Raw genomic sequence first — 17,398 nt, 5'->3', positions numbered from 1 at the left:
ATGCGGCCGTGTCATCCTTCACGCAAGGGGTGCTGTGGTGTAATCCCGCGCATGCCGACCCCCTTCCGTCACGCCGCCATCGTGGGCAAGTACCAGGCGCACGGCATCAGCTCCGTACTCGAGGAGGTGGCGCAGTTTCTGGTCAAGCAAGGCCTGCAGGTTTCGCTGGAACGCAACACCGCCCGCAGCACCGGCCTCACCACCTATCCCGTGCTCGACACCACCGACATCGGCCGCCACTGCGACGTGGCCGTGGTGGTCGGCGGCGACGGCACCATGCTGGGCATCGCCCGCGAGCTGGCCCGCCACAACCTGCCGCTGGTGGGCATCAACCAGGGCCGGCTGGGCTTCATCACCGACGTGCCCATCGGCCACTTCCGCGACGCCCTGGCCTCCATGGTGGCCGGCGACTACGAGGAGGAGCACCGCTCCATGCTCGAAGGCGGCATCTGGCGCGACGGCCGCTGCATCTTCGAGGGCCTGTCGCTCAACGACGTGGTGGTCAGCCGCGGCGCCACCGCCGCCATGGTCGAGCTCAGCGTGCACATAGGCACCGAGTTCATCGCCAACATCCGCGCCGACGGCCTCGTCATCGCCACGCCCACGGGCTCCACGGCCTACGCGCTGTCGGCCGGCGGGCCCATCCTGCACCCGGGCATTGGCGGCTGGGTGCTGGTGCCCATCGCCTCGCACACGCTCTCCAACCGCCCAATAGTGCTGCCGGATGCCGGAGAGATGCGGGTGGAGATCGTGGCCGGAAGGGACGCCTCGGCCAACTTCGACATGCAAAGCCTGGCCAGCCTGCACATAGGCGACCAGGTCCGGATGCAGCGCTCGGCGCACAAGGTGCGCTTCCTGCACCCCGTGGGCTGGAGCTACTACGCCACGCTGCGGCGCAAGCTGCGCTGGTACGAGGGAGTGGTCTGATGCTGCGTCGCCTGGTGCTGCGCGACTTCGTGATCGTCTCGGCGCTGGAAGTGGACTTCGACGCCGGCTTCTCCGTGCTCACCGGCGAGACCGGCGCGGGCAAATCCATCCTGATCGACGCGCTGCAGCTCGCCCTGGGCAGCCGCGGCGACGCCGGCGTGGTGCGCGAGGGCGCCTCGCGCGCCGACATCACCGCCGAGTTCGACACGCCCCCCGCCCTCTCGCCCTGGCTGGAGGAAGCCGGCTTCGACCACGACGGCTCCACCTTGCTGCTGCGCCGCACGCTGGACGCGCAAGGAAAAAGCCGCGCGTGGATCAACGGCAGCGTGGCCACCGTGGCGCAGTTGCGCGAGGCGGCGGAGCTCCTGCTCGACATCCACGGCCAGCACGCCTGGCAAAGCCTCACCCGCCCGGCCGCCGTGCGCGCCCTGCTCGATGGCCAGGCCGGCGTGGACGGCGCCCCGCTCGCCGCGCTGTTCGCCCGCTGGCGCGACGCCCAACAGACGCTGCAGGACGCCCGCGCGCGCCAGGACAGCCTGGAGCGCGAGCGCGAGCGCCTGGCCTGGCAGATCGGCGAGCTCGACAAGCTGGCACCCGGCGAGGACGAATGGGAGCCGCTCAACGCCGAGCACGAGCGGCTGTCGCACGCCCAGTCGCTGCTCACGGCCGCGCGCACGGCGCTGGACGCCCTCTCCGAGGCCGAGCCCAGCGCCGACGCCCTCACCAACCGAGCCATCGACGCGCTCTGCGACGTCACCCGCTACGACGCCCGCCTGGAGCCGGTGGTGGAAGTGCTGCAGGCCGCGCAGGTGCAACTGGCCGACGCGGCGCACAGCCTCAACGCCTACCTGGGCCACGCCGAGCTGGAGCCGGAACGGCTCAACGAGCTGGACGAGCGCCTTTCGGCCTGGATGTCGCTGGCGCGCCGCTACCGCCGCCCGCCCGCCGAGCTGCCCGCGCTGCTGGCGCAGTGGCGCGCCGAGCTGAAGACGCTGGACGCCGCCACCGACCTCGACGCCCTGGAGGCCGAGGTGAAGAAGGCGCTGGAAGCCTGGCGCGTGGAAGCCCAGCGCGTGAGTGCGCTGCGCCGCACGGCCGCGCCGCAACTGGGCTCGCGCGTCACGCAGGCCATGCAGACGCTGGGCATGGCCGGCGGCCGCTTCGAGGTGGGCCTGCTGCCGCAGGAGCAGCCGCAGGCCTTCGGCCTGGAGTCGGTGGAGCTGCGCGTGGCGGGCCACGCCGGCAGCTCGCCGCGGCCGCTGGCCAAGGTGGCGTCGGGCGGCGAGCTCTCGCGCCTGGCGCTGGCCATCGCGGTGACCACGGCGCGCGAGGAAGCCGCGGGCGCGGCCACGCTGATCTTTGACGAGATCGACGCCGGCGTCGGCGGCGCCGTGGGCGACGCCGTGGGCCGGCTCATGAAGCAGCTCGGCCGCGAACGCCAAGTGCTGGCCGTGACGCACCTGGCGCAGGTGGCGGCCTGCGCCGACCACCACTTCGTGGTCAGCAAGGCCGAGCGCAAGGGCGTGACGCTCAGCGACGTGCAGTCCGTCACCGGCGAGGCCCGCGTGGCCGAGGTCGCGCGCATGCTGGGCGGCGAACGCCTGGCCGGCACCAGCCTGGCCCACGCCCAGGCGATGCTGGACGAGGCCGCGGCCACCGCGCCGGGCCGCGAGCGGGCCAGGCCGCGATGAGCGAAGACCTCCACCCCACCACCCCCGCCCCGCGTGAGGTGGTGCTCGTCACCGGCATCTCGGGGTCGGGCAAGTCCGTGGCCCTCCACGCGCTGGAGGACGCCGGCTACTTCTGCGTGGACAACCTGCCGCCGGAGCTGCTGCCGGCCTTCCTGCACCTGCAGGCCGGGCACGACCGCCACGTGGCCGTGGCGGTGGACGTGCGCACGGCGGGCTCGCTGCCGCGCCTGGTGCCCATGCTCCCGCAACTGCGCGCCGAAGGCGTGCTGGTGCGCCCGCTGTTCCTGGACGCCACCACCAACGCGCTGCTGCGCCGCTTCTCCGAAACGCGCCGCCCCCACCCGCTGACCAAGCGCGCCGCCGACAGCGGCAAGCCCCAGCCGGCGCTGGTGGAGGCCATCGAGATCGAGCGCGAGCTGCTGGCCGGGCTGCGCGAGGTCTCCACCGTCATAGACACCAGCGAGCTGCGCCCCGCCGTGCTGCGCAGCTGGATCCGCGACCTGGTGGGCGCGCGCCCGGGCTCGCTCACGCTGGTGTTCGAGTCCTTCGCCTTCAAGCACGGCGTGCCGCTGGACGCGGACTTCGTGTTCGACGTGCGCGTGCTCCCGAACCCGTACTACATCCGCGAGCTGCGGCCGCTGACCGGGCGCGACGCCCCGGTGGCCGACTACCTGCGCGCGCAACCGGAGGCCAATGACATGCTGGAGCAGATCGCCACCTTCCTGCGCCACTGGCTGCCCGCGTTCGAGGACGACCAGCGCAGCTACCTCACTGTGGCCATCGGCTGCACGGGCGGGCAGCACCGCTCGGTCTACCTGGTGGAATCGCTGGCGCAGCGCTTTGCCAGCCACAGCACCGGCGCCGTGCTACGCCGCCACCGCGAGCTTGACGGGCTGGCATGAGCGCCGACCCTGCCGGCAACGGTCACGCCGCCCGCAGCGCGGTGCCCTCGCCCGGCCCGGCCGCCCCGGCCGACCAAACCGCGCTGCCCCTGTTCCCGCTGAACACCGTGCTCTACCCGGGCGGCCTGCTGCCCTTGAAGATCTTCGAGGCGCGCTACCTGGACATGGTGGGCGAGTGCCTGCGCACCGGCAGCAGCTTCGGCGTGGTGGCCTTGCGCGAGGGGCTGGAAGTGCGCCGCCCCGGTGCCGCGGCTGAAACCTTCGAGCACGCCGGCGTGCTCGCGCGCGTGGACGACGTGGACGCGCCGCAACCCAACATCCTGCTGCTGCGCTGCAGCGGCACGCGCCGCTTCACGCTGGACGCCCCGCGCCAGGACAGCGACGGCCTGTGGCGCGCCGACGTCCATTTCCTGCCGGAGGACGCCACCGTCCCGCCCGGCGAGGAATTCCAGGGCGCCGCCAACGCCCTGGCCCGTGCCCTGGAGGCCCTGGAGTCGCAAGGCATGCACCTGTGCGAGGGCGAGCCCAAGCTGGACGACGCCGGCTGGGTGGCCAACCGCTGGTGCGAGCTGCTGCCCCTGCCGTTGAGCGCGCGCCAGAAGCTCATGCTGCTGTCCGACCCGCTGATGCGGCTGCGCCTGGTGGACGACGTATTGCGCCAGCGCGGGCTGGTGACGGGCTGAAGGGAACGCAGGCGCCCTGCTGTCCGGGGAAAGTGCTTGTGCCCCGTCCGCCTGGTGGCAAGGGTGCCTCGCACCCTCGTCCGTCTTGTCGGGATGCTGGCGCACCGGCGTTGGCCCCGGCCATGCCGCTCGAACGCCACACCCCGGTGTTACTGGCACGCCTGGACCGCTTGCGCCCAGGCGCCCAACGGCAGGTGTTAGACCGTCTAACACCGTGTTCAGGGGGCAGCACCATGCCGGCCGCCGCAGGACTTGCCCCCGGCCGTGCACCCCGCCTGTAGGAGGCCCGCGACCTTGGCCAGCCGCCGGCGCCGCGCCGCTCACCCCCCGTGGCGCTCCAACAGCTTGCGCACCGGCGCCGGTAAACCCATCTCGAAAGCCTCCTCCACCGACACCCAGCGCCCCGCGGGCAGCAGCGCCTGGGCGGCCGCGCGGGCGGCGGCGTCGCCAGCGGGCAGCTCGTGCAGCCAGGGCTGCAGCACCCAGTCGAAGTGCGTGAGGGCGTGCTCCACGGCCGGCAGCGCCTCGCCCTGGCCCGGCAGCGCGGCCAGCAGGCGCTGCAGCGCGGCGGGGTCCTCGTACTCCGGCAGGCTCCACAGCCGCGCCCACACGCCGCTGTCCGGACGCTGGGTCAGCCACAGGCGGCCGTCCTGTTCCAGCCACAGCAGCGCGTGGCTGCGCTGGCCGCGCTTGAGCTTCCTGGTCTTGACGGGGTAGCGCGTGGGCTCGCCCTGCGCACGGCCCACGCACGTCTGCTGCAGCGGGCACAGCAGGCAGCTCGGCTTGCGCAGCGTGCAGACGGTGGCGCCCAGGTCCATCAGGCCCTGGGTGTAGGCCTCCATGCCGGTGGCCGGCAGAAGCGCCTCGGCGCGCGCCCACAGCTCGCGCTCGGCGCTGGCCTGCGACAGGTCGGCCGAGAAACCCAGCGCACGGGTGAGCACGCGCTTGACGTTGCCGTCCAGGATGGCGGCGCGCTCGCCGAAGCAAAACGCCGCGATCGCCGCCGCCGTGGAGCGCCCAATGCCGGGCAGCGTGGCCAGCACGGCGCTGCTGCGCGGAAAGGCGCCGCCGTGCTGCTCCATCACCGCCTGCGCGCAGCGGTGCAGGTTGCGCGCGCGGCTGTAGTAGCCCAGGCCGCTCCAGAGGGCCAGCACGTCGTCCTGCGGCGCGGCGGCCAGCGCCGCCACGTCGGGAAAGCGCGCCAGGAAGCGGTCGTAGTACGCCAGCACCGTGGACACCTGGGTCTGCTGCAGCATGATTTCCGACAGCCACACGCGGTACGGATCGCGCGTGTTCTGCCAGGGCAAGTCGTGGCGCCCATGCGTGCGCTGCCAGGCCACGACGCGTTCGGCCAGGGAAGGAGAAACGGCCTCGCCGGCCGAGAAGTCTTGGGTTCGCATCGGGGAAGAAAAGGGTCAGGCGGCTCGCGCCTGCAGATGGGGGCTGTCGGCACCCGTCAAGAGAGCTGGGACGTTCTCCAGCCGGCCCAACAGGCGTTGGGCGTGAATGAAGCTTTCCTGCTCCAGCAGCTCCTGCGCTTCGAGCTCGCCGATGCGCTGCTGCAGCTCCTCGGTGGCCAGTTGCAGGCGCTGCACGCTGTCGTGGCGGTGCTGCAGCCGCTCGCGCGAGCGCTCCAGCCGCGTCTGCGCGGGCGTCCACAGGGCGTGGCTCCAGCTCTCCAGCTCGGCGGTGGCGGCGTTGAACAGCCGCACCAGGCGTGACTGCAGCATGCGCAGCAGCCGCGTCTGGTGCTGCGGCTGCAGCAGCCGCAGCAGGTTGGTCACACCCAAGTGGCGCGTGTAGGCGCCGCTGAGCACGGTGAGCTCGTCCATGTAGGGCTGCAGCGGCGGGGGCGTCTGCGCCTGCAGCGGCAGCGAGAAGGTGGTGGCGATGGCGCCGTAGCCGGCGGCCATCACGCCGTGGATGTCGTTGCAGCGGCGCTGCGCTTGGGCCAGGCGCAACTGCAGCCGCTGGCTCAGCGCGGCAAAGGCGCGTCCCATCAGCGCCGGGCGCTGCCAGGTGTTGCCGCTTTCCTCGCGCATGCGGCGCAGCTCGGCGTGCAGGGTTTGCGCGTGCAGCCCGGCCAGCAGCTCCTGCGCCATGCGGGCGTGGACAGCGCGCAGGGCATCGAGCCGCTCGCAGCAGTCCTGCAGTTGTTGGGTGTCGTGGTTCACGCGCTGCTGCAGCGCCAGCAGCCGCGCGGCGCTGCGCTCCTGCAGCTCGCGCAGCTCGCCCATGCGGGCGGCCAGGTCGGCCTGGTGTTCGTCCTGCAGCAGGGCCAGCCGCAGTGCCAGCGCGTGGGCCTGGAGCTGCAGCGGCTGGCCCGCCTGGTGGCGCAGCCGCAAGGCGCCGATCAGCTCGACACAGTCCTCATCGAGCAGGTCGTGCTCGCCCAGCACCTGCGCCAGCTCGTCAGCCGGGCAGCCTGGCGGCCGAGGCCACATCGGCACCTCGGTCGAGGAAAAAAAGAGTTTGTCGAGCATGTGCAAGCCAGCAGGCCGGGGATGCAAAGGCCATTGTGGCCCAGCCCCCCCCGTGGACACGGGTGAGGCAAACACTTGCTGACAGGAAAGCCACAGGCACTGCGGAAATTCACCGCCGCTGACACCTTGGGCAGAAAAAGGTCGAGCGTTGCGCCTGCACCAGTCGCTGCACGGGAGTGCCGCAGCGCCGGCAGTCCTGGCCTTCGCGGCCGTAGACCCCGGCCTCGTGCTGGAAGGCGCCGCTCATGCCATGGGCGTCGCGGAAGTCGCGCAACGTCGAGCCGCCCAGCTCCAGCGCGCGTCCCAGGATGCGGCGCAGCGCCTGCAGCAGCTTCTCGCAGCGCGCCAAGCTCAGCGTGTTGGCGGGGGTGCGCGGGTCGATGCCGGCCTCGTAGAGCGCCTCGCAGGCGTAGATGTTGCCGGCGCCCACCACGATGTCACCGGCCAGCAGCGCGGTCTTGATGGGGACGCTGCGGCGGCTGAAGCCCTCGTGCAGCCGCGCCGCGGTGAGCGCGGGGTCGAAGGGCTCACAGCCCAGCCGCGCCAGGAGCCTGGCGGCCATGCCCGCGTCCAGCGCGGGCGACCAGACCACGGCGCCGAAGCGGCGCGGGTCGGTCAGCCGCAATGTGCCGGCGTCGGTGGCGAGGTCGAAGTGCTCGTGCTTCGTCGGCGCATGGGCTTGCTCCAGCAGGGCCAGCGAGCCCGACATGCCCAGGTGCAGCAGCAGGCCTCCCTGGGGGGCGCCGGTGCCAGCGTCCAGCAGCGGCAGCCAGATGTACTTGCCGCGCCGCTGCAGCGTGCCCACGCGCAGGCCCACGAGCGATTGCGGCTCCACGCCCAGCGGCCAGCGCAGCGCAGCGCCCACGCGCACGCGCACGGCGCGGACAATGGAACCTTCCAGCCGCGGCGCGACGCTGCGCCGCGTGACTTCGACTTCAGGCAATTCAGGCATCGGCATGATTATCCGCAGCGCTGCCGATGGCCTCGCGGGAGTGGCGGGGTCACCGGCCACCTAGAATGAAAACGCAAAAGGAGTGCTGATGGCCGGATTTGCCTCGCAATGGTTCAAGCGCCCGCTGCGCGCGCAACTGCGCGGCGTGGCCGCCGCCGCCATGCTGTGCACCGCATACGCGGCGCAGGCCCAAACGCAGACGCCGGCGCCGGCCGAGGCCCCGGCTTCCAGCCCAAGTGCAAGCCCGGCTGCGCCGGTGCCGCAGAACTCGGCGCTGGACACGCCGCTGCTCTACCAGTTGCTGGTGGGTGAGATCGTGTTGCGCAACGGCCAGGCGGGCGACGCCTACCAGCTCTACCTGGACGCCGCGCGGCGGCTGCGCGACGAGGGGCTGTTCCGCCGCACGGTGGAGATCGCGCTGCAGGCCCGTGCGGGCGACCAGGCGCTGCAGGCCGCCAAGGCCTGGCGCCAGGCGCTGCCGCAGTCCGGCGAGGCACTGCGCTTCGAGCTGCAGTTGCTGCTGGCGCTGCACCGCGGCAACGAAGTGGCCGAGCCGCTGCGCACGCTGCTGGAGCGCAGCCCCGACGCCGAGCGCCCGGGCCTGATCGCCACGCTGCCGCGGCTGCTGCAGCGCCAGGACCAGCCGCGCGAGACGGCGCAACTGCTGGACAACGTGCTCAAACCCTACCTGGAGCGGCCGGACACGCGCACCATCAGCCGCGTCGCACAGGGCAGCGCCTGGTTGTCCGCGGGCGAAGCGCAACGCGCCCTGTCGCTGGCGGAACAGGCGGCGGCCGACGATCCGAACTCGCCCGCGCCGGCCCTGCTGGCGCTGGAGATGCTGCCGCGCCAGGTGGCGGCCGACGCGCTGGTGCGCCGCTACATGGAGCAGCCGCAGGCCGAGCCGGCGGTGCGGCTGTCGTATGCCCGCACCCTGAGCGCCATGCAGCGCTACGGCGAGGCGGTGCAGCAAGTCGAGCTGGTCACGCAGGCCAAGCCGGATGTGGCGCCGCCCTTCCTGATGTTGGGCGCGTTGCGGCTGGAGCTGCGCGAGCCCGCGCGCGCCGAAGTCGCGCTGCAGCGCTATCTGCAACTGGTGCGCGAACAGGGCGCCAGTGCCAACGAGGAAGGCGAGGACGAGCCCGCCGACGAGGCCCGCCAGCGCGGCGTGACGCAGGCGCAACTGCTGCTGGCCCAAGCGGCCGAGCAGCGCGGCGACATGGCGCAGGCCGAGCGCTGGCTCGCCGGCATAGACGACCCGCAGCGCCTGGTGGAAGTGCAGGCGCGCCGCGCGCTGCTGCTGGCGCACCAGGGCCGCGTGGACGAAGGCCGTGCCCTGCTGCACGCCCTGCCTGAGCGCAGCGAGGAGGAGGCGCGCGCCAAGCTCATGGCCGAGGTGCAGTGGCTGCGCGAGCTCAAGCGCTGGGACGAAACCTACAAACTGCTGGCCGCGGGCAACCAGCGCTTCAGTGCCGATCCGGACCTGCTGTACGAGCAGGCCATGGCGGCCGAGAAGCTGGATCGCGTGGACGAGATGGAGCGGCTGCTGCGCCAGGTGATCACGCTCAAGCCGGACCACCAGCACGCCTACAACGCGCTGGGCTACTCGCTGGCCGAGCGCAACCAGCGGCTGCCGGAGGCGCGGCAGCTCATCGCCAAGGCGCTGGAGCTGGCGCCGGGCGACCCCTTCATCATCGACAGCTTGGGCTGGGTCGAATTCCGCATGGGCAACACGCAGGAGGCCCTGCGGCTGCTGCAGCAGGCCTACACGGCGCGGCCGGACATCGAAATCGCCGCACACCTGGGTGAAGTGCTGTGGACGCTGGGCCGGCGCGACGAGGCGCTGCGCGTGTGGCGCGAAGCCCGCGGGCGCGACGGCAGCAACGAGCTGCTGCGCGCGACGCTGGCGCGATTGAAGGTCGACTTGTGATGCGCCGGCGCCGGCTGGCCGCCGCGCTGCCGGCGGTGCTGCTGGCCGCATGCGCGCAGCCCCCGCGCGCCGTGGCGCCGGACGTGGTGGCCGGCCGCCTGGCCGTGCAGGTGGACGCCTTCAACGAGGCCCCGGCGCGCAGCTTCAGCGCCGCCTTCGAGCTGCAGGGCAATGCCGAGCGAGGCCAACTGCAGCTCACCTCGCCCTTGGGCACGGTGCTGGCGCGCGCACAGTGGATGCCGGGGCAGGCGCTGCTGCAGACCTCGCAGGGCGAAAGCCGCGACAGCAGCCTGGACGCGCTCTCGGAGCGCATGTTGGGCGAGCCCATGCCGCTGGCCGCGCTCATCGAGTGGCTGCATGGCCGTCCATGGCCCGGTGCTCCGGTGCAGCGCCTGGCCGACGGCTTCGAGCAAATGGGCTGGCGCATTGACCTCAGCCGCTATGGCGATGGCGTGCTGCTGGCGCAGCGGTCGCAGCAGCCGGCCATAGGGGTGCGGGCGCGGCTGGATCAGAATCCCTGATTCATTTTTGAGTTCTTGCCGGCCTGCCCGGCGGCTTTGCCTCCATCGCCCATGTCCTTGCGCGCGCTCTACGACGTCCCTGCCCCCGCCAAGCTGAACCTCTTCCTGCACGTGGTGGGACGCCGCGAGGACGGTTATCACCTGCTGCAGTCGGTGTTCGTCCTCATCGACTGGAGCGACACGCTGCACTTCGAGCTGCGGCACGACGGGCAGTTGCACCGCCACGACCTGGGGCCGGCGTTGCCGGAAGACGATCTGTCTCTGCGCGCGGCGCGGCTGCTGCAGCAGCGCAGCGGCACGGCGCTGGGGGCGGACATCTCCGTGCTCAAGCGCGTGCCCTGGGGCGCGGGCCTGGGCGGCGGCAGCTCCGACGCGGCCAGCGTGCTGCTGGCGCTCAACCGCCTCTGGGGCTTGAACTGGAGCCGCGCGCAACTGCTGGAGCTCGCGCCGCTGCTGGGGGCGGACGTGCCTTTCTTCGTTGGCGGGCGCAATGCGTTCGTCGAGGGCATTGGCGACCGCCTCACGCCGCTGGAGGTGCCGGTGGAGCGATTCGCCGTCATCAAGCCACCTGTGGAACTCCCTACGAAGAACATTTTTTCGAGCCCCCTGTTGTCAGGCCGAAAAACCGATGCTATAGTCGCGCTCTTTCCTGCAAACGACGTGACGCACACGATCTTGCAGCCAGGCTTCGGTCACAACGACTTGCAAGCCGCCGCTGAAAATCAAGCTCACGAGGTAGCGCAAGCTGCCCAGTGGTTGCGGGCCCGATACGGCAATAGCCGAATGACAGGTTCCGGAAGCGCAGTGTTTGCAAGAATAAAAAAACGTGCTACAATCGATGTCTCGCTTACGGCGACAAAGTTAGAAGATGATGCAAGTGCACTGGCATCGCTTCCGACGAAGTGGGCGGGAAGGTTGTGCAGCAGTTTGAGCCGTCATCCATTGGATGGCTGGGTCGGCTGACAAGTTTCAGGTGCTGGCGCGAGCCGGAACCGGTGTAGGGGAGTCGCCAAGTTGGTCAAGGCATCGGATTTTGATTCCGACATGCGAGGGTTCGAGTCCTTCCTCCCCTGCCAAATAAATAAGTAGTGTCATCACCCAAGCTTGCGGCGCCGCTTTGACGGCGCCGCTTCGCTTCCAAAACCCGTTTCGACGGAGCGCGCATCGTGTTGTTCAATACCGTGCTGTTCACCGGCAACGCCAATCCGTTGCTGGCCCAGGAAATCGCCACCCACCTGGGCGTCGAAGTCGGCAAGGCTTCTGTCGGCCGCTTCTCCGATGGGGAAGTCACCGTCGAGATCCAGCAGAACGTGCGTGCGCGCGACGTGTTCGTGGTGCAGTCCACCTGCGCTCCGACCAACGAGAACCTGATGGAACTGCTCATCATGGTCGATGCGCTCAAGCGTGCCAGTGCGCGCCGCATCACGGCCGTGATGCCCTACTTCGGCTACGCCCGCCAGGACCGCCGCCCGCGCTCCACCCGCGTGCCCATCAGCGCCAAGGTCGTGGCCAACCTGCTGGAGACCGTGGGCGTCGAGCGCGTGCTGACCATGGACCTGCACGCCGACCAGATCCAGGGCTTCTTCGACATCCCGGTGGACAACATCTACGCCTCGCCGGTGCTGCTGTCCGACCTCAAGAGCCGCAGCTACACCGATCTGGTGGTGGTGAGCCCGGACGTCGGCGGCGTGGTGCGCGCCCGCGCCCTGGCCAAGCAGTTGGGCTGCGACCTGGCCATCATCGACAAGCGCCGTCCCGCCGCCAACGTCTCCGAAGTGATGCACGTCATCGGCGAGATCGAAGGCCGCAACTGCGTGATCATGGACGACATGATCGACACAGCCGGCACGCTGGTGAAGGCGGCCGAAGTCCTCAAGGACCGCGGCGCCAAGAACGTTTACGCCTACTGCACGCACGCCGTGTTCTCCGGCCCGGCTATCGACCGCATCCAGAACTCGGCGCTGGACGAAGTGGTGATCACCAACACCATCCCCATGAGCGAAGCCGCCCGCGGCTGCCGCAAGATCCGCCAGCTCTCCGTGGCCTTCCTGTTCGCGGAGACCATCCGGCGCATCTCGGACGGCGAATCGGTGACGTCTCTGTTCGCCGAGCAGAACAATAATTTCTGATGAATGAGCGGGCTCCCTTGCGGGAGCCCTTTTCGCATGGCGGGCCTCTCGGCCCGTTTACACCTTGGGCAGCCTGGTCGCGGGTGCCCGATTCACTTGGAGTGAAGCATGAAATTCGTCGCTTTTGAGCGCACCCTGCAGGGGACCGGAGCGAGCCGCCGCCTGCGCATTGCTGGCAAGGTACCTGGCATCGTTTATGGCGCCGGCGAGCCCGCCACGATCGAGCTGGACCACAACGCCCTGTTCCACGCCCTGAAGAAGGAAGCTTTCCACAGCTCCCTGCTGGAAATGGAACTCAACGGCGAGACCTCCAAGGTCATCCTGCGTGACTACCAGATGCACGCCTGGAAGCCCATCGTGATGCACATCGACTTCCAGCGCGTGGACGAAACGACCCGCCTGCACAAGAAGGTGCCGCTGCACTTCACGAACGAAGAGAACTCGCCGGCCGTCAAGACCGACAAGTGCACCATCGCTCACGTGACCACCGAGATCGAAGTCGAGTGCCTGGCCGCCCAGCTGCCCGAATTCCTGACCGTGGACCTGGGCGAGTTGGTCAATGGCCAGTCGCTGCACGCCTCCGACCTGAAGCTGCCGGCCAACGTCAAGCTGGTCAACCGTGGCCGCAACCCGGTGATCGTCGTGGCCAACCCGCCCAAGGCCGAAGAAGAGATCGTGGCTCCGGTGGTTGCCGCCGCTCCCGCCAAGGGCAAGAAGGGCAAGAAGTAATTGCCTGGGGCCTCACGGCCTCTGCCTTCTCGAAAAAGCCCCGCCCAGCGGGGCTTTTTTTACGTGCGCGGCCTGCAGGCTCAACTGTGCGCCGCGCCGCTTCGCGGCTTGCGCCGCCGGGCCTGATGCCCTGCCCGCGCCGGCCGGCACATCCGCCTCGCGATAATCCACACCATGATTCGACTGCTGGTGGGCCTGGGCAATCCCGGCCCGGAATACGAGGACACGCGCCACAACGCCGGCTTCTGGTGGGTGGACGCCGTGGCGCGTCAGTTGCGCACGACGCTGGTGGCCGACCGCAGCTACTGGGGCCTGGTCGCGCGGGTCAACCGCCCCGAAGGCCCGCTGTGGCTGCTGGAGCCCCAGACCTACATGAACCTGTCCGGCAAGTCCGTGGCGGCGCTGGCGCGCTTCTTCAAGATCGCGCCGGAGGAAATCCTGGTTGCGCACGATGAGCTGGACGTGCTGCCCGGCCAGATGAAGCTCAAGCGCGGCGGCAGCCACGCGGGCCACAACGGCCTCAAGGACATGCAGGCCCAGCTCGGCAGCGCCGATTTCTGGCGGCTGCGGCTGGGCATCGGCCATCCCGGCGTGAAAGCCGAGGTCGTGAACTACGTGCTGAAAAAGCCCTCGCCCACCGACCGCGAGGCCATTTACGCCTGCATTGATAAATCGCTGCAGGCGCTGGACCTGCTGCTGGCGGCCGACATGGAGCGCGCCACCATGAAGCTCAACGCCCGCCCGCCGCGGCCCAAACCGCCCAAGCCGGCGGCAGCACCAGCCGCCGCTGCGACGCCCGCCGCTCCCACCGCCAGCGGTGAGGACGGCGAGAACAAAGGCAGCGTCTCCTGATGAAGCGCGTGCTGCTACCCGCCTTGCTGCTGGCGGCCGCCACCGCGGCCTCGGCACAAGCCGTCTACCGCTGCGGACCGGACGGCAGCGACTACCGCCAGACGCCCTGCCCCGGCGGCCAGGCGCTGAACGTGGCCGACCCGCGCACCGACGCGCAGCGCAGCGAGGCTGCCCAGCGCGCACAGCGCGATGCGGAACTGGCCCAGGGGCTGCGGCAGCCGGCGCCGGCAGGTGGGGCAGCCGCCTCACCGGCCCGCTCGGCAAGACCTGCCGCGCCGCCAACGGCAGAGCACAAGACGGCAGACCACAAATCGGCCAGCAGCCGCCACCACGGCAAGCGGCATCACACCGCTGCTGAAAACGCCCGCACGGCCCGCGCGCCCGTGGAGCTGAAGCCCGCGAAGACGTCCAAAGCCAAGCCGGCAGACGCCCAGCCCTGACGGGCAACCCTGAAGGGCTCCAGGGCCTGGCTGCCAGGCCTTCCGCTCAAAGGAAGGTGCGGCAGGCCCGCTTTGGAAACGACAAGGCCGGCATGTCGCCGGCCCTTGCCCAGGAAAAGTCAGCTCAACCCGCGGAGCTCGATGCCGCCGTCGCGGCCTGCAGCCGGCGGTACTTGGCCCACAGCGATTCCTTGTCTTCCACGCGCTGCGGGTTGACCGGGATGCAGCTCACGGGGCAGACCTGCACGCATTGCGGCTCGTCGAAGTGGCCCACGCACTCGGTACAGCGCTCCGGGTCGATCTCGTAGAACTCCACGCCCAGCGAGATGGCCAGGTTGGGACATTCGGGCTCGCAAACGTCGCAGTTGATGCACTCGTCGGTGATCATGAGCGCCATCAACGCTCTCCTTCTTACTTCAGTGATGTGGGGGACGGTGGCCTAGTGCAGCGTCAGGCGCGGCTCACGCGTTCCTGCAGGCGGCGCAGGACCGAGGGTGCCACGAACTTGGAGACATCACCGCCCAGGGTGGCAATCTCGCGGACGAAGGTGCCGCTGACGAACTGGTACTGGTCGCTGGGCGTGAGGAACAGCGTCTCCACGTCCGGCATGAGCTGGCGGTTCATCCCCGCCATCTGGAACTCGTACTCGAAGTCGCTCACCGCGCGCAGGCCGCGCACCACCACCTTGCCGCCGTGCTCGACCACGAAGTCGCGCAGCAGGCCGCGAAAAGCGATGACTTCCACGTTCGGATAGGCCCGCGCCACCTCGCGTGCGATCTCCAGCCGCTCGTCCACGTTGAACATGGTGCGCTTGTGGTGCCCGGCGGCCACGGCCAGGATGAGCCGCTCGAACAGCCGGCTGGCACGGCGCATGAGGTCCTCGTGGCCCAGCGTCAGCGGATCGAAGGTGCCGGGATAGACGGCGGTGAGCCGCGTGGTGCTGGTCATGGCTGGGCCTCCGTGACAGAAGCGGTGCCGCCCGCGTGGTCGTCGCGCTGCAGCAGGTGGAAGAACACGGCGCCGGCCCGCCCTTGCCGGTGCAGCCGCAGCCCCGCGGGCGCCTGCGTCAACGCCACCGGCGCCTCCAGGTAAATGAACCCATCCGACGCCAGCAGCGGGCGTGCCGCCGCGATCGAGGCGTCGAACAGGTTGGCGTCGAAAGGCGGGTCGATGAAGACCAGCTCGAAACTGCCCGGCGCGGCGCTGCGCATCCAGGCGATGGCATCGGCCTGCCGCACGTCCATTTGCGAGGCTTTCAGACGCTGCTGCGACGCGCGCAGGCTGGCCGCCAGTTGCGTGTCGCGCTCCAGGAGGGTGACCTGGGCCGCGCCGCGCGAGGCGGCCTCGAAGCCCAGCGCCCCGCTGCCTGCGTAGGCGTCCAGCACACGCCAGCCGGATAAATCCTGGCCCAGCCAATTGAAGAGGGTTTCGCGCACGCGGTCCGGCGTGGGCCGCAGCCCGGGCTTGTCGGCCACGGGCAGCTTGCTGCGCTTCCACAGCCCGCCGATCAGCCGCACCTCGCGCGGCGCGTTGGCGGTGGCTGCAGCAGAGCGGGACGCGCCGCCGCGCGCCTCGCGCGTCGGCGCGTGGCTTTTCATGGCCGGACCGGAATCCCGTCGCGCGCCAGCAGCGCCTTGGCCTGCGCCACGGTGAACTCGCCGTAGTGGAAGATGCTGGCCGCCAGCACCGCGTCGGCGCCGCCGATGCGAATGCCTTCGGACAGGTGCTCCAGCGCGCCCACGCCGCCGGAAGCGATGACGGGCACGGGCACGGCGTCGCTCACCGCGCGGGTGAGCTCCAGGTTGAAGCCGATCTTGGTGCCGTCACGGTCCATGCTGGTCAGCAGGATTTCGCCCGCGCCGTACTCGGCCATCTGCCGGGCCCAAGCCACGGCGTCCAGGCCGACGTTCTTGCGCCCGCCGTGGGTGTAGACGTCCCAGCCGGGGCCGCGCGCGGCGAGGTCCTCGCCCTTGCGCTCCTTGGCGTCTATGGCCACCACGATGCACTGCGCACCGTACTTCTCGGACGCATCGCGGATCACCTGCGGATTGGCCACGGCGGCGGAGTTGAAGCTCACCTTGTCCGCGCCCGCGTTGAGCAGCCGGCGCACGTCTTCCACGGTGCGCACGCCGCCGCCCACGGTCAGCGGAATGAACACCTGCGAGGCCACGGCCTCGATGATGTGCAGGATGAGGTCGCGCCCGTCGCTGGTGGCGGTGATGTCCAGGAAGGTCAGCTCGTCGGCGCCCTGGTCGTTGTAGCGCGCGGCGATTTCCACCGGGTCGCCGGCGTCGCGCAGCTCCACGAAGTTCACGCCCTTGACGACGCGCCCACCCGTGACATCCAGGCAGGGAATGATGCGTTTGGCGAGCATTTAGCGGGCGACGCCTTCGAGCAGCTCGTCGGCGCGCTCCTGGGCCTTGGCGAAGTCCAGCGCGCCGGTGTAGATGGAGCGGCCGCAGATCACGCCCTCCACGCCCTCGCTGTACACCTCGCACAGCCGCTCGATGTCGGTCATGTTGGACAGGCCGCCGGAGGCGATGACGGGCACCGACAGCGCCTGCGCGAGCTTGACGGTGGCGTCGATGTTGATGCCCGTGAGCATGCCGTCGCGGCCGATGTCGGTGTAGATCACGCCTTCGACGCCGTAGTCCTCGAACTTGCGCGCCAGGTCCACCACCTCGTGGCCGGTGAGCTTGCTCCAGCCGTCGGTGGCGACCTTGCCGTCCTTGGCGTCCAGGCCCACGATGATGTGGCCGCCGAAGGCGCTGCAGGCGTCCTTGAGCAGGCCCGGGTTCTTGACCGCGGCGGTGCCGATGATCACGAAGCTCAGGCCGTCGTCGAGGTAGCGCTCGATGGTGTCGAGGTCGCGGATGCCGCCGCCGAGCTGCACCGGGATCTCGTCGCCCACCTCGGCGAGGATGGACTTGATGGCAGCCTCGTTGACGGGCTTGCCGGCGAAGGCGCCGTTGAGGTCCACCAGGTGCAGCCGGCGCGCGCCGGCATCAACCCAGCGCCGCGCCATGGCGGCCGGGTCCTCGCCAAACGTGGTGGATGCATTCATGTCGCCTTGTTGAAGGCGCACGCATTTACCGTCCTTGAGGTCGATGGCGGGGATGAGGAGCATGGCTCGGCAGAGCAATTAGGGGTTGGAAAGGA

The 17,398-nt window shown here is 70.2% G+C and carries 19 protein-coding genes and 1 tRNA gene; 12 read left to right on the top strand and 8 right to left on the bottom strand.

Features of this window, described 5'->3' with window-relative positions; all coding sequences use genetic code 11:
- Positions 1–51: 51 nt before the first annotated feature.
- Genes SM757_RS02670 through SM757_RS02655 form a run of 4 tightly spaced genes read left to right on the top strand, consistent with a single transcriptional unit; the run spans position 52 to position 4,203 of the window.
- Positions 52–927, top strand: a complete 876-nt coding sequence (locus tag SM757_RS02670) for an NAD kinase (RefSeq protein WP_066332005.1) — start codon at positions 52–54, stop codon at positions 925–927.
- Positions 927–2,618 (top strand): DNA repair protein RecN, encoded by a 1,692-nt coding sequence (gene recN / locus SM757_RS02665; protein ID WP_322464280.1) that lies wholly within the window; start codon positions 927–929, stop codon positions 2,616–2,618. Before SM757_RS02670 ends, recN begins: the two co-directional genes overlap by 1 nt.
- Positions 2,615–3,520 (top strand): RNase adapter RapZ, encoded by a 906-nt coding sequence (rapZ, locus tag SM757_RS02660; RefSeq protein WP_322464279.1) that lies wholly within the window; start codon positions 2,615–2,617, stop codon positions 3,518–3,520. The genes recN and rapZ overlap by 4 nt, the downstream gene beginning before the upstream one ends.
- A complete protein-coding gene (locus SM757_RS02655) occupies positions 3,517–4,203 on the top strand; it encodes an LON peptidase substrate-binding domain-containing protein (protein WP_322464278.1) in 687 nt (228 codons plus the stop codon). The genes rapZ and SM757_RS02655 overlap by 4 nt, the downstream gene beginning before the upstream one ends.
- Positions 4,204–4,523: 320 nt before the next feature.
- Here the strand turns inward: SM757_RS02655 and mutY are convergent, their stop codons facing one another.
- The 3 genes from mutY to mutM form a co-directional block, all read right to left on the bottom strand.
- The gene (gene mutY / locus SM757_RS02650; protein WP_322464277.1) at positions 4,524–5,603 is read right to left on the bottom strand and encodes an A/G-specific adenine glycosylase; all 1,080 of its coding nucleotides are present in this window, start codon (positions 5,601–5,603) and stop codon (positions 4,524–4,526) included.
- Positions 5,604–5,618: 15 nt separating this feature from the next.
- Positions 5,619–6,686 carry a hypothetical protein gene (locus SM757_RS02645; RefSeq protein ID WP_066332008.1) on the bottom strand — a complete coding sequence of 356 codons (1,068 nt, stop codon included), beginning with the start codon at positions 6,684–6,686 and terminating at the stop codon, positions 5,619–5,621.
- 109 nt (positions 6,687–6,795) lie between these two features.
- Positions 6,796–7,638: a bifunctional DNA-formamidopyrimidine glycosylase/DNA-(apurinic or apyrimidinic site) lyase gene (mutM, locus tag SM757_RS02640; protein WP_322464368.1), complete on the bottom strand. Its 843-nt coding sequence runs from the start codon at positions 7,636–7,638 to the stop codon at positions 6,796–6,798.
- An 88-nt stretch (positions 7,639–7,726) separates the two neighbouring features.
- Here mutM and SM757_RS02635 point away from each other — a divergent pair, with 88 nt between their 5' ends.
- The 8 genes from SM757_RS02635 (at position 7,727) to SM757_RS02600 (ending at position 14,239) form a co-directional block, all read left to right on the top strand.
- The gene (locus SM757_RS02635) at positions 7,727–9,568 is read left to right on the top strand and encodes a tetratricopeptide repeat protein (protein WP_066332238.1); all 1,842 of its coding nucleotides are present in this window, start codon (positions 7,727–7,729) and stop codon (positions 9,566–9,568) included.
- Complete coding sequence (locus SM757_RS02630; protein WP_322464367.1) at positions 9,568–10,089, top strand: outer membrane lipoprotein LolB; 522 nt, start codon at positions 9,568–9,570, stop codon at positions 10,087–10,089. Before SM757_RS02635 ends, SM757_RS02630 begins: the two co-directional genes overlap by 1 nt.
- Positions 10,090–10,146: 57 nt before the next feature.
- Positions 10,147–11,052 (top strand): 4-(cytidine 5'-diphospho)-2-C-methyl-D-erythritol kinase, encoded by a 906-nt coding sequence (gene ispE / locus SM757_RS02625; protein ID WP_322464366.1) that lies wholly within the window; start codon positions 10,147–10,149, stop codon positions 11,050–11,052.
- 36 nt (positions 11,053–11,088) lie between these two features.
- A tRNA-Gln gene (locus SM757_RS02620) sits at positions 11,089–11,165 on the top strand.
- Positions 11,166–11,255: 90 nt separating this feature from the next.
- On the top strand, positions 11,256–12,218 hold the full coding sequence (locus SM757_RS02615; protein ID WP_066332018.1) for a ribose-phosphate pyrophosphokinase: 963 nt from the start codon (positions 11,256–11,258) through the stop codon (positions 12,216–12,218).
- A 108-nt stretch (positions 12,219–12,326) separates the two neighbouring features.
- Positions 12,327–12,947, top strand: coding sequence for a 50S ribosomal protein L25/general stress protein Ctc (locus SM757_RS02610; protein ID WP_066332020.1), 621 nt, complete (start codon positions 12,327–12,329; stop codon positions 12,945–12,947).
- Between the two features lie 174 nt (positions 12,948–13,121).
- Positions 13,122–13,799: an aminoacyl-tRNA hydrolase gene (gene pth / locus SM757_RS02605; protein ID WP_322464276.1), complete on the top strand. Its 678-nt coding sequence runs from the start codon at positions 13,122–13,124 to the stop codon at positions 13,797–13,799.
- Positions 13,799–14,239 (top strand): hypothetical protein, encoded by a 441-nt coding sequence (locus tag SM757_RS02600; RefSeq protein WP_322464275.1) that lies wholly within the window; start codon positions 13,799–13,801, stop codon positions 14,237–14,239. The genes pth and SM757_RS02600 overlap by 1 nt, the downstream gene beginning before the upstream one ends.
- 124 nt (positions 14,240–14,363) lie before the next feature.
- Here the strand turns inward: SM757_RS02600 and SM757_RS02595 are convergent, their stop codons facing one another.
- From SM757_RS02595 to hisA, 5 genes are read right to left on the bottom strand one after another with little or no spacing between them, the layout of a single operon-like run.
- Positions 14,364–14,636 carry a YfhL family 4Fe-4S dicluster ferredoxin gene (locus tag SM757_RS02595; RefSeq protein WP_322464274.1) on the bottom strand — a complete coding sequence of 91 codons (273 nt, stop codon included), beginning with the start codon at positions 14,634–14,636 and terminating at the stop codon, positions 14,364–14,366.
- 53 nt (positions 14,637–14,689) lie between these two features.
- Positions 14,690–15,187 (bottom strand): pantetheine-phosphate adenylyltransferase, encoded by a 498-nt coding sequence (gene coaD / locus SM757_RS02590; RefSeq protein WP_066332030.1) that lies wholly within the window; start codon positions 15,185–15,187, stop codon positions 14,690–14,692.
- A complete protein-coding gene (gene rsmD / locus SM757_RS02585) occupies positions 15,184–15,837 on the bottom strand; it encodes a 16S rRNA (guanine(966)-N(2))-methyltransferase RsmD (protein WP_322464273.1) in 654 nt (217 codons plus the stop codon). Before rsmD ends, coaD begins: the two co-directional genes overlap by 4 nt.
- Positions 15,834–16,613 (bottom strand): imidazole glycerol phosphate synthase subunit HisF, encoded by a 780-nt coding sequence (gene hisF, locus SM757_RS02580; protein ID WP_322464272.1) that lies wholly within the window; start codon positions 16,611–16,613, stop codon positions 15,834–15,836. Before hisF ends, rsmD begins: the two co-directional genes overlap by 4 nt.
- Entirely contained in the window at positions 16,614–17,366 is a 753-nt protein-coding gene (gene hisA, locus SM757_RS02575; protein WP_066332035.1) for a 1-(5-phosphoribosyl)-5-[(5-phosphoribosylamino)methylideneamino]imidazole-4-carboxamide isomerase, read from the bottom strand. It lies immediately after the preceding gene.
- Between the last annotated feature and the right edge of the window lie 32 nt (positions 17,367–17,398).

The organism is Azohydromonas lata (assembly GCF_034427735.1).
GTDB lineage: Bacteria > Pseudomonadota > Gammaproteobacteria > Burkholderiales > Burkholderiaceae_C > Azohydromonas > Azohydromonas lata.
This window is presented reverse-complemented; position numbering and strand designations above follow the sequence as displayed.

Coding starts and splice junctions, on each gene's coding strand:
- SM757_RS02670 (WP_066332005.1), top strand. CDS start 52: ATGCCGACCCCCTTCCGTCACGCCGCCATCGTGGGCAAGTACCAGGCG.
- recN (WP_322464280.1), top strand. CDS start 927: ATGCTGCGTCGCCTGGTGCTGCGCGACTTCGTGATCGTCTCGGCGCTG.
- rapZ (WP_322464279.1), top strand. CDS start 2,615: ATGAGCGAAGACCTCCACCCCACCACCCCCGCCCCGCGTGAGGTGGTG.
- SM757_RS02655 (WP_322464278.1), top strand. CDS start 3,517: ATGAGCGCCGACCCTGCCGGCAACGGTCACGCCGCCCGCAGCGCGGTG.
- mutY (WP_322464277.1), bottom strand. CDS start 5,603: ATGCGAACCCAAGACTTCTCGGCCGGCGAGGCCGTTTCTCCTTCCCTG.
- SM757_RS02645 (WP_066332008.1), bottom strand. CDS start 6,686: ATGCTCGACAAACTCTTTTTTTCCTCGACCGAGGTGCCGATGTGGCCT.
- mutM (WP_322464368.1), bottom strand. CDS start 7,638: ATGCCTGAATTGCCTGAAGTCGAAGTCACGCGGCGCAGCGTCGCGCCG.
- SM757_RS02635 (WP_066332238.1), top strand. CDS start 7,727: ATGGCCGGATTTGCCTCGCAATGGTTCAAGCGCCCGCTGCGCGCGCAA.
- SM757_RS02630 (WP_322464367.1), top strand. CDS start 9,568: ATGCGCCGGCGCCGGCTGGCCGCCGCGCTGCCGGCGGTGCTGCTGGCC.
- SM757_RS02610 (WP_066332020.1), top strand. CDS start 12,327: ATGAAATTCGTCGCTTTTGAGCGCACCCTGCAGGGGACCGGAGCGAGC.
- pth (WP_322464276.1), top strand. CDS start 13,122: ATGATTCGACTGCTGGTGGGCCTGGGCAATCCCGGCCCGGAATACGAG.
- SM757_RS02600 (WP_322464275.1), top strand. CDS start 13,799: ATGAAGCGCGTGCTGCTACCCGCCTTGCTGCTGGCGGCCGCCACCGCG.
- SM757_RS02595 (WP_322464274.1), bottom strand. CDS start 14,636: ATGGCGCTCATGATCACCGACGAGTGCATCAACTGCGACGTTTGCGAG.
- coaD (WP_066332030.1), bottom strand. CDS start 15,187: ATGACCAGCACCACGCGGCTCACCGCCGTCTATCCCGGCACCTTCGAT.
- rsmD (WP_322464273.1), bottom strand. CDS start 15,837: ATGAAAAGCCACGCGCCGACGCGCGAGGCGCGCGGCGGCGCGTCCCGC.
- hisF (WP_322464272.1), bottom strand. CDS start 16,613: ATGCTCGCCAAACGCATCATTCCCTGCCTGGATGTCACGGGTGGGCGC.
- hisA (WP_066332035.1), bottom strand. CDS start 17,366: ATGCTCCTCATCCCCGCCATCGACCTCAAGGACGGTAAATGCGTGCGC.